The organism is Endozoicomonas sp. ALC013 (assembly GCF_049310205.1).
Taxonomy (GTDB): Bacteria; Pseudomonadota; Gammaproteobacteria; order Pseudomonadales; family Endozoicomonadaceae; genus Endozoicomonas.
Map to the genome: position 1 here is coordinate 1 of NZ_JBLYNS010000155.1, position 10658 is coordinate 10658.

General features: G+C 52.2%; 7 protein-coding genes. 2 read left to right on the forward strand and 5 right to left on the reverse strand.

The genetic code is table 11. The features are described 5' to 3' along the window. On the forward strand, nt 1–240 hold a 240-nt coding region (locus ACO6V1_RS20155; RefSeq protein ID WP_422468221.1), incomplete at its 5' end, for a hypothetical protein. On the opposite strand, the gene cydX is transcribed toward ACO6V1_RS20155, so the two are convergent. The 3 genes from cydX to ACO6V1_RS20170 are packed head-to-tail and all read right to left on the reverse strand — an operon-like array spanning nt 232 to nt 3114. Next, complete coding sequence (gene cydX, locus ACO6V1_RS20160; RefSeq protein WP_422445412.1) at nt 232–351, reverse strand: cytochrome bd-I oxidase subunit CydX; 120 nt, start codon at nt 349–351, stop codon at nt 232–234. The two genes, ACO6V1_RS20155 and cydX, sit on opposite strands and share 9 nt — an antisense overlap. 15 nt (nt 352–366) lie before the next feature. After that, nucleotides 367–1500 carry a cytochrome d ubiquinol oxidase subunit II gene (cydB, locus tag ACO6V1_RS20165; RefSeq protein WP_101748097.1) on the reverse strand — a complete coding sequence of 378 codons (1134 nt, stop codon included), beginning with the start codon at nt 1498–1500 and terminating at the stop codon, nt 367–369. Nucleotides 1501–1512: 12 nt separating this feature from the next. Continuing rightward, nucleotides 1513–3114, reverse strand: a complete 1602-nt coding sequence (locus tag ACO6V1_RS20170; protein ID WP_422468223.1) for a cytochrome ubiquinol oxidase subunit I — start codon at nt 3112–3114, stop codon at nt 1513–1515. Between the two features lie 584 nt (nt 3115–3698). On the opposite strand from ACO6V1_RS20170, the gene ACO6V1_RS20175 reads away from it, so the two are divergent. After that, a complete protein-coding gene (locus ACO6V1_RS20175; protein WP_422468225.1) occupies nt 3699–5144 on the forward strand; it encodes an SET domain-containing protein-lysine N-methyltransferase in 1446 nt (481 codons plus the stop codon). Between the two features lie 276 nt (nt 5145–5420). Here ACO6V1_RS20175 and ACO6V1_RS20180 read toward each other — a convergent pair whose 3' ends face one another. Both ACO6V1_RS20180 and ACO6V1_RS20185 read right to left on the reverse strand, forming a co-directional pair. Further along, the gene (locus ACO6V1_RS20180) at nt 5421–7655 is read right to left on the reverse strand and encodes a diguanylate cyclase (protein ID WP_422468227.1); all 2235 of its coding nucleotides are present in this window, start codon (nt 7653–7655) and stop codon (nt 5421–5423) included. Between the two features lie 431 nt (nt 7656–8086). Continuing rightward, a partial coding sequence (locus ACO6V1_RS20185) for a hypothetical protein (RefSeq protein ID WP_422468229.1) occupies nt 8087–10658 on the reverse strand: 2572 nt, incomplete at its 5' end.

Sequence of the window (10658 nt, forward strand, 5' to 3'; positions counted from 1 at the left end):
TGGAAGTTTGAGCAGATCGCGGGTTTTCATGGTTTGAAAGCACTTCTTATGCAGTGGTTGAGGCGGGAGTTTATTCGATGGTTGTGGGAAAACCAAGGTGTACCAGATAGATACAAAAAAACGGTACCATTTTCCCCGAATACCATTCACCACAAAACGCAGCAAAGGTACGGTTTGGTACCGTTTTTGAGGCTCAGGTTACAATCAAATTGCAACCTAAAAAAATTTCAATCAGTCTAACTCATTGACTTCATTATCAAAATTGTCCGAATGAAATTCGTACCACATCACATTAATAATCCCAAAGGCGCAAGCCAGCAGTACACCCAGGATCCATGCAAAATACCACATTGTTCGGCTGCCTCTTTAGTAAAGTGAATGACTTTCTTTTTCAATGCGCTCGGCGGTCATGCGACCCCAGAGTTTGTAGAAACACCAGATGGTGTAGCCAAGGATGATGGGAACAAACACCACGGCAACGCCGGTCATGATGGCCAGGGTCATAAAGCTGGAGGTTGCGTCCCAGAGGGTCAGGCTGAAGGATGGGTCGGTACTTGAGGTCAGTACAAACGGGAACAGACTGAAACCTGCGGTCATGATAATGCCGGCCTGTGCCAGGGATGAGCAGGTAAAGTTAAGCCCATCCTGTCTGGTGCCGGAGAAGATCATGACGCCGAGGGTACCCAGGAAGCCAAGTACCGGGGCAATGATCATGATGGGGTATTGGCTGTAGTTATTCAGCCAGGCACCTTGAGCAAGCGTGACGGTTTTTTCCAGCGGGTTGGATGGCGCATTGGTATCCAGAATACTGGTGACCTGGTAACCGTTGATATGGGCAACCCAGAAACCTGCCGCGGCAAATGCCACCATGGTCAGCAGGGCAGAGTAGCGGGCGACCGTTGCTGCACGGTGACGGATGGGTTCGCCAGAACGCATTTTCTGCCAGACAGCGCCCTGCATGGTCAGCATGGCGGCACTGACCACACCGCACAACAGTGAGAATGGGTTGAGCAGGTCGAAGAATGAGCCAGAGAAGCTGGAACGCATAAAGTCGTCCAGCGCAAAGCCAAAGCCGACAAAGATGTTGCCAAAGGCAACACCAAATACCAGGGATGGGACAATACCGCTGACAAACAGTCCCCAGTCCCAGGCGTTGCGCCAGCGTGGGTCAGGCAGTTTTGAGCGGTAGTCGAAAGCCATCGGGCGAATCAACAGGGCAAATAGCACCAGAACCATTGCCCAGTAAAAGCCGGAGAAAGCAGTCGCATAGACGGTTGGCCAGGCGGCAAATAGCGCACCACCGGCCGTGATGAGCCAAACCTGGTTGCCGTCCCAGTGGGGCGCAACGGCATTGATCATGATACGACGTTCAGTGTCGTTTTTGCTCATGAATGGCAGAAGGTTGGCTGTGCCAAGATCGTAGCCGTCCATAATGGCAAAACCGATAAACAGGACGCCGATCAGTACCCACCAGATAAATCGGAGAATTTCATAATCCATCGTCATCGCTCCTTATGCTTTTCCGTGGAGGGGACTGTCAGAAACCACAGCATCGGTCAGGGCCTGCTGTTGTTCGAAGTGGTAACGGCCGGTGTGCAGGCTGCTTGGACCCAGTCTGGCGTACTTCAACAGCAGCCAGACTTCAATGACGGCAAAGATACCGTAGAACAGCGTGAAGCCGGCGATGCTCAGGTAGAGGTCGGTGACTGTCCGGGTGGATGCCGACAGATAGGTGGGCAGAATGCCGGAGATCGACCATGGCTGACGGCCGAATTCAGCCACAAACCAGCCCATTTCACTGGCAATCCAGGGAAGGGGCAGCGACCAGAGGCAGAGTTTCAGGAAGAAGCGACTTTTGTATTCATTGCGAAGGGCGGTTTTGACAAATGCCGTCACCAGGAGAAGCAGCATCAGGACGCCACAGCCAACCATGATGCGGAAGGCAAAGAACAGAGGCCATACGGTTGGGATAGCATCTTCTGCCGCTTGACGGATCATGGCATCGGTGGCCGCAGGAATGTTGTCGGTATAGCGGGTCAGCAACAGGCCGTAGCCGAGGTCATCCACCACTTCCAGGAAGGCTGCCCGGTTTTCCGGTGTATCCTGGCCGCTTTTCAGTTTTTGCAGCAGGTCATAGGCCTCCATGCCGCTCTGGATACGGACTATCTTGTTTTCAATCAGGTCTTTGATGCCTGTGACTTCTTCATCCAGTGAGCGGGTGGCAATAATGCCCATCAGGTACGGGATTCTGATGGCGTAATCGGTCTGCATGGTTTCCTGGTCAGGAATACCGATCACGGTGAAGCTGGCCGGTGCCGGGTGGGTGTCCCATTCTGCTTCAATGGCGGCCAGCTTTACTTCCTGAACATCGCCCAGCTCATAGCCGGATTCGTCACCCAGGAGAATAACGGACAGAATAGCCGCCAGACCAAATCCTGAAGCCACGGCGAAAGAGCGGCGGGCAAAGCCGATATCACGATGGTTCAGCAGGTAGTAGGCAGAAATGGACAGGACAAAAATAGCGCCAGTGGTATAACCCGCCGCTACCGTATGGATAAACTTGACCTGGGCCACCGGGTTGAATACCAGGTCGGCAAAGCTGGTCATCTCCATGCGCATGGTTTCAAAGTTGAACTCGGCACCCACCGGGTTCTGCATCCAGGCGTTGGCAATCAGAATCCAGAGTGCCGACAGGTTGGTGCCGATGGCCATCAACCAGGTACAGGCCAGGTGCTGCACTTTACTCAGGCGATCCCAACCGAAGAAGAACATGCCTACGAAAGTGGATTCCAGAAAGAAGGCCATCAGGGCTTCAATGGCCAGTGGTGCGCCGAAAATATCGCCAACATAGTGGGAATAGTAGGACCAGTTAGTACCAAACTGGAACTCCATGGTCAGGCCGGTGGCGACACCTACGGCAAAGTTGATACCAAAGAGTTTGCCCCAGAATCTGGTCATATCCTTGTAGATCTGTTTACCCGTCATCACATAGACGGATTCCATAATGGCAAGGATAAAGGTCATGCCAATAGTCAGTGGCACAAACAAAAAATGATATAGCGCAGTAATGGCAAATTGAAAGCGCGAGAGATCTATGACTTCTTCAAGAATCATACGACTCCTCCATAGATAAAATTGGAGTAACGCCCAGCTACCTGCATCATAGAACGTAAATGTGGCTTCAGCCAGCGGCTCCCAACAGGGTAACAGGAATCGGAGGGCGTTCCGGATCCGGCGGCCTTGTATGAAAAGACACGGTCGGTGAAGTCATTGAGCCTTTTATAGCGGGTCTGGGCAATAAGTAATCAGCGAGAGATAGTATCTTATGTAAGAAAATAGGTATATTTCGGTATGCCGCATACTGTTTGACTTATTGTCCTGTGCTGGCCGCTTTGGATCACCAATTATGCCATACCTTTCAGGCTCAGGCGGGTGATGGTCTTTTTGGCATTGTAAAGATCAATTTGCCAGGTATTCTAATCAGCCTCAACCGTAAATCCCTGTATGTAAATCTACGATAGTGGCAGGTGCCTGTTCCTGAAAAAACATTGGACTGTGTTTGTTTAAATGGATCAGAGGTCAGGGAAGGGCATTCGTTGCTTTAATAAGTGGTTTGGCTTTGCCGTGAGTTGAACTTTTGGGCATGCACTTGGTCAGAGATTTTCAGAGTGTTGTGGCAAATGTAAAGTTGGGAGCTTATGGAAACCAATGCCCTGTTACCGGCAAAAATGGCTGGAAGTCGTCCCCCTGATCCGGGTAATGAGCAATGTGGATCCAGCAGTGGCGGGCAAGGTCAGGTAGTGGCCTTTGCCCGTGATGTTGTAGCTGCCCAGAGTGATGAGCCGAGTCTCAGCCACCCAGGTTCTGACAGCGATGCAGCAATTTCTTCCGGAAATATATTTGAATCAAAGATAACTCCATTAACTGACGATTCCACCACCGCATCTGTAGCTTCATCTGTAGCTTCGAGAGTGGCAACATCAGAAGATGTCTCTACCCCTGCCAACCGCGCCGGGCATGACAGTGATGATGCCATAGCCCTGGACCAGCTGGCAGAAGATATACGTGCACTGCCAGACACCAGCATATTCAATCGGGAAATAAAAGAAACAATGCTTCTGTCGCTACCGAACAAACCTTCACGCCATTCAGCACACCAGGCCTTCGCCACTGGCAGCAATAGGCCGGGCATGGCCAATAGAGCGTTGGGGAGCCGGGCTATTTCAGACTCAGAACTTCCTCCCGGGCATACTTACCAGCCTTATTTTTGGATGTCGCGCCTGGCCAGAAGTCAGTTGCTGCCGGACTTTCAATTGCATCAAGCTTTGCAATCCCGCCTGGTGAACCAGTTGATCATGTCTGAGCAAGAGGCCCGGCAAGACTTTCAGGCGCGATTTGAATACCGTTTTGTTGATTATGGCTTTAGCTGCTCTGATGCATCGGGTGCAGAGCCAGAAAATAATTACGGGGTATTTGCCCGCGCACCCGTTAAGGGGGGGGAGTTGCTCGGGGTCTATTCCGGTATTGGCTATGTGCTCAACAAAAGGGAGTGGGCCAGGCATAACCACAATTGGAAACCTGAGCATGTGCATCAGAAAGTGACCACTGAAATGCCGGATTTCATGAGTTACTACCGGACCCTGATGGCAGGTCTCAGAGGTAGGGATCAAACGCAGCGAACGCTCTCGAAATACACAATGGCAGGGCTTTCTTCAGATTCTACGAACACGGTTGTCTTTTTGCCGGATAACGAGCGTTATACACCGATGCATTTCCTGAATGCGGCCAACAGGGCCAAAGATAACAATGTCAGTATGTCGTTTGTTTCAGTGAATACCCGTTCTGGTAATCTTACCCTCCCAATCTATTTTGCCTTAAGAGATATCGCTGTCGGGGAGGAGTTATTGGTTAATTGCCGTTCACTTCCGCCGGACGAATGGGAACAATCAGGCTTGATGATGACAGCCGCCCGGGAAAGAGCAAAATACGAGAAAAATCTGCTGAGCCAGCTTGGCTTTATCAAGACACTTAATAATGAGGTACCGGGTAAGCAGGCAATATCGCCGTTTGTTGCCGCACCCGCTTATTATGCCTCGGAAGCACTTCGCAAAAGCTACAGGCAGACAAATAAACAGCAACACTAGTACATGGTTTCAATGAGTTTGACGTGTACGATCTCCGTTCACCCTGAGCGTCCTTCGGCTCCGCTCAGGATGCACGGACGAAGGGTGCTTGGCACGATCTATCAGAGCCCGGAGTTTCCGCCTTTAGGCCCTATGGGTCCTTCGATGCTTCGTCAAGCTCAGCACTCAGGGCGAACGGAGTGCGGAGGCACGACAACCCGTCAAACTCATTGAAACCATGTACCAGGGCTTTTGGATACGTTGAGGTGGTAACCTTGTTCTCTCTTTTTGAGTGGCTTATGTGGCTGGCAAACGAACATCGTTCAGGCTTGCGCTGATTGATGTCCGGTTTTTACCTGTCTGTTTTGCCTGGTACATTGCCGTATCCGCCTCCTCAAGCAGTCTGTCCAGGGAGTTCACATCTTTGGACAGGGCAGCAATACCGATGCTCACGGTTGTGGGCTGAATGTTCTCCCATTGATTGTTTTTTGCATGTTCACTGGCAATGGCTCTTCGCATTCGTTCAGCCACATGAAATGCCTGCCAGGGCTCTGTATCGGGCAATAATGCCACAAACTCTTCTCCGCCGTAACGCCCCAGTAAGTCTTGATGCCGGAGAGACTTGCGGCATATAACAGCTGTCGTTTTAAGTATCCGGTCTCCGGCATTGTGGCCCATCAGATCATTCAGTTGTTTAAAGTTATCAATGTCCATAAACAGGGCACAGCAGGGGCGGATGGGGTCAGAATCAAGAGTAGCCTGAATGATATTCTCTGTTTCCTGGCAGAAGGCACGCCGGTTCAGCAAGCCGGTCATTGGGTCAAGGTTGGCCTGCTGCTGCCAGAAGAGTGACTGTCGATTTGCTTGAAAGAGGGTACACGCATGGTTGCTGATATCGCTGGCGGTTTGCCAGGTGGTGGCATTTCGATGATATCTGGAGGGTGCCAGTACCATAAGTACTTTATTACCGGCATCTATATTCAGGGGGAATAGCCAGTAGATGGTGCCAAACCGGTCTTTAAAGTTGATTTTTGTTTCGATGCCCGAAGCGATGACGCTGAGCAAGTCCTCTTCGATGTCTGGCAGCTGCCTGGCTAAATTTTCAGCGGCTTTTGAGTAATCAGTGGTTTCCCCGGGGTTGAAGTGCCATTCATCCTGCTGGTGGCGAAACACCATGGCAGGAACGCCGGGTAATACGTCGTCGAAGGTGGCCAATACTTTCTGGATCAGCTCATTGTCGGAAAGTGGTGAGTCCGGGGTTTGCAGGTGCTCACGCAGTGCTGACTCAAAGATACGCCGTTTGCTGCTGGCAGGGGCGATGGCATTAATCGACATGGCGTGGTTCAGGTTCTGCTGGTGCCCGTACCAGTAAAACAGAGGCAGGAGGGCTGCATGAACACAGAGAAGTAGAAGTTCAGGGTAGGGCGTCAAGCTTCCTGATTCTGCGTTGGGATACCATAACCATGAGAGTAAAATGAGCATGGTCAGTGCTGAAGGAAAGGCCACTTTTGCCGGACGAATGCCATTATAGAGACAGTAAGCGGTAGCCAGCACCACCAGGGTAAAACTGGCCAGAAGTGAATAGGCGGCAAGTTTCAGGGTTGCCTCTGATGCATTGCTGGCAGAGGTGATTCCATAAACCACGAGCGCCATGGCAACGATGTTCAGTGCACCAATCAATCGATTCGTTTTGGGGGTGTAGACCGGCAGCAGTGCCAGGGTTCGATAGCTGGCAATACCGGTGACCAGCACCACCGCAGTTACCAGAATAAGCCAGTGGCCCGGCTCCCCCGGCCATGAAACAACACGAAAAATGTCGCCTTCCCACATCAGAATCATCAGGTTGGTAGCAAGCAGATGGCTGATCAGTAGATACAAGGCCGGGGTTCGATTCCTGAGGGTCAGGGTAAAGATGAAAATCAAGGCGACGATCAGCAGCGTCTGAATCGAGCTGATGACGGTTTGTTGCTCACTCAGCAGTTCATAGTAGTTCAGAGATGGCCATAACTCAGGATTGAGCTGATTGAGTGCTACCGGATCATGACGCAGATACCAGGTTTTGGTTTCCCCGGGCTTGAGTGTCAGCTTCATGGTGTTGGGTGCCATGCCTGAGGGTGAACCATCGATGCCCATTTTTGTCAGTTGATACCCGTTGTTGACCGGGATAAAAACATCCAGCTTTTTATGGGGAACCTGGTGGAACACCATCAGCCAGTCATGGGGGGAGTAGGGCGACAGTTCAATATCCAGGCGATACCAGTTCAGGGGGCTGTCTGGGAGTGAGCTTTGAAAAATGTCAGATGGTGGATTAACCGGCACGAGTGGCAGGTTGGTTATGGCATCGTCACCGCTGAGGTAAATGGGTTGGGCGACTAATGAACCGGAAAACGAAAGCCATAACAGTAAAAAAAGCAGGCGAAGATCCCTGGCAGGTTGACAATTGACCTGGCACTTAGGATTTTTTCCGGGTATGAGTAAATGTTGCAGTAATAACAACAATGTCGTCTTCCCTAACGAGGAAACCAGTTCCAAATCGATGGCCTGTTCATTTATTAATGTTGCAATTGAGCTTTCTCCGTCCCGGAGAAATATTTCAAGATATTCTTACACAGTCGTGGGAGTTCTGTGAAGTGTTCAGGTTGGCTTCATGGTGGCTTTCCTGCAAAAGTAGCTAAGGAATTGTCTTTTAATAAGTTCCCGATTACCGTTCACCCTGAGCATGTCGAAGGGTCGTGCCACCGAACTTCGACAAGCTCAGTCCGAACGGGATCAGGCAATGAAAATAGGGAAGTTATTGCCAGACAACTCCTAACCCCTGAAATCATATACTTCTGGCTCCTTGTGCCGACACTCGCCTTCGTTACAACTCCGGTCGCTACGGCTATGCTCCCTCCGTTGTGCCTCGCACAGTACCAGCACAAGAAGCCAGAAATATTCGATTCCATCTGACCAGCTACTCCAGCTCAGTTAGTCTGTACCGAACTCATTTCATGGGCTGGTTCCTGCGCAGGAACACTCTGCCTGTTCATTCGTTCTCTGATTCCCTGAATACCCTGTGATACTGAGTTGACCGCAGCGCTTGCCAGTTCTTTACCACGGGTAAGTGGTTTCATCGCCAGCTCCTGACCACGCAACCCCTCCTGGTAACCGGTAATCCATTGATAGGTTGAATAGCCGGCAATCCCCAATCCGCCCGCTGCCAGAAGGGAACCTGTGGTAATTCCCATCGCAGCGGCTGTTGACGCTGTAGCGGCATTACTGCCGTCCAACGCAGGGGTGTCGGCAACCCCTCCTCCATCACCAACACTCCTCCGCCCGACGCGGTGGGGTGCATCCCAACCCTTGCTTTCGAACCTGCTGTTCACCACCGTGGTGTTGGCAACCGTTCCTCCATCGTAAACCACTCCCGCCCCGATGCCGGCGTGTGCATAGTTACCCGAGGTTTCGACCGTGCTGTCCACCGCAGTGGTGTTGGCAACCGTTCCTCCATCGTAAACCACTCCCCCCCCGATGCCGGCGTGTGCAAATTTACCCGAGGTTTTGACCGTGCTGTCCACCGCCGTGGTGTTGGCAACCGTTCCTCCATCTAAAACCACTCCCCCCCCGATGCCGACGTATGCAAGTTTACCCGAGGTTTCCACCGTGCTGTTCATCGCCTTGGTGTTGGCAACCGTTCCTCCATCGTAAACCACTCCCCCCCCAATGGCAGCTTTGGCATGGTCTTCCGAGGTTACGACCGTGCTGTTCACCGCCGTGGTGTTGGCAACCGTTGCTCCATGGTTAACCACCCCGCCCCCGATGCCGGCGTGTGCATTCATACGCGAGGTTTCGACCCTGCTGTTCAACGCTGTGGTGTCGGTAACCGTTCCTCCAACGCCAGCCCACCTCCTGATGTCGTCGTTAGTATTGACACCCGAGGATCTGGCAAGCTTTTTCCCGGCGCCAACCCACCCACCCCCGATGCCGGCGTGTGAATTTATACCCCTGGTTTTGACCGTGCTGTCCATCGCCGTGGTGTTGGTAACCGTTCCTCCATCTAAAACCACCCCCCCTCCGATGCCGGCGTAGGCAAGTTTATGCTTGGTTTCGACCGTGCTGTCCACCGCCGTGGTGTTGGCAACCGATCCTCCAGTGCCAACCCACCCACCCCCGATGCCAGCGTTTGCATAGTGATGCGAGGTTTTGACCCTGCTGTTAACTACCGTGGTGTTGGCAACCGTTGCTCCATCGTTAACCACCCCTCCCCCGATGCCGGCGTGTGCAGCATAACCCCTGGTTTTGACCGTGCTGTTCACCGCCGTGGTGTTGGCAACCATTGCTCCATCTTTAACCCACCCACCCCCGATGCCGGCGTATGAACTGCCACCAAAGGATTGGACTTTGCTGTTCACCGCCGTGGTGTTGGCAACCGTTCCTCCAGCGCCAACGATCCCCCCCCCGATGCCGACGTCTGCATAATTACTCAAGGTGGCAATTTGAACATCTTCGGCCCGGATATTACGGACTTGGCCATTCACAGTACAAGCCACCACACCTGCCGGCTCATAGGAATTTATACGGGCACCGGTAAAGCGAAGGTTACTGATGCTGCCTTCCAGAGTGTCAACAAAACAGCCAGACAGGCCGCTGATGGTATGATCCTTCCCATCGTACTGCCCGGTGAAGTGATCCCATTCATCACCAATGGATTGATGGAATTGAGAGGCATCAATATCCGCCGTCTGTTGATAGGTACCGTTCAGTGGATAGGCGGGATGTCGGCCAATCTTGCCCAGGGTTTCTGTATCATTAATCTTTATGGGTGTTGATGCTGTAGCGGCTGTTGACGCTGTGGCGGCTGCTGCCGCAGCTGTTGACGCTGTAGTGGGTGTTGATGCTGTAGCGTCTGTTGACACTGTGGCGGCTGCCACCGCAGCTGTTGACTCTTTAGCGGCAGTTGACACTGTAGCTGCAACCGTAGCGGCTGTTGATGCTGAAACGGCTGTTGATGCTGTAGTGGGTGTTGACTCTTTAGCGGCTGTTGACGCTGTAGTGGCTGTTGATGCTATAACGCCTGTTGACACTGTGGCGGCCGCCGTCCCAGCTGTTGACTCTTGAGCGGCAGTTGACACTGTAGCGGCATTTACCGGGCAAGCATTACTGTTCGAAAAATCCAGCGCATCCAGAAATTCAGTTTTCGGAGAGCAATTGGCTGTTAACACACGTAGGTCTGCTTTTTGGCAAAGAAGCTGATCATTGGAGATAGATCCAAAATTCTCTTTATTGCCATTGACATAGCTGTTCACCGCCTTGGTGTTGGTATCCATTTCTTCCATAACCCAGCCACCCTCGATGCCGGCGTATTCATTACTACCCGTGGTTGTGACATGGCTGTTCACCGCCGTGATGTTGGCAACCGTTCCTCCAGGGTAAACCACCCCCACCCCGATGCCGGCGTATGCATTACTATCCGTGGTTTTGACATGGCTGTTCACCGCCGTGGTGTTGGCAACCGTTCCTCCATCTAAAACCGCCCCCCCCCGATGCCGGCGTATG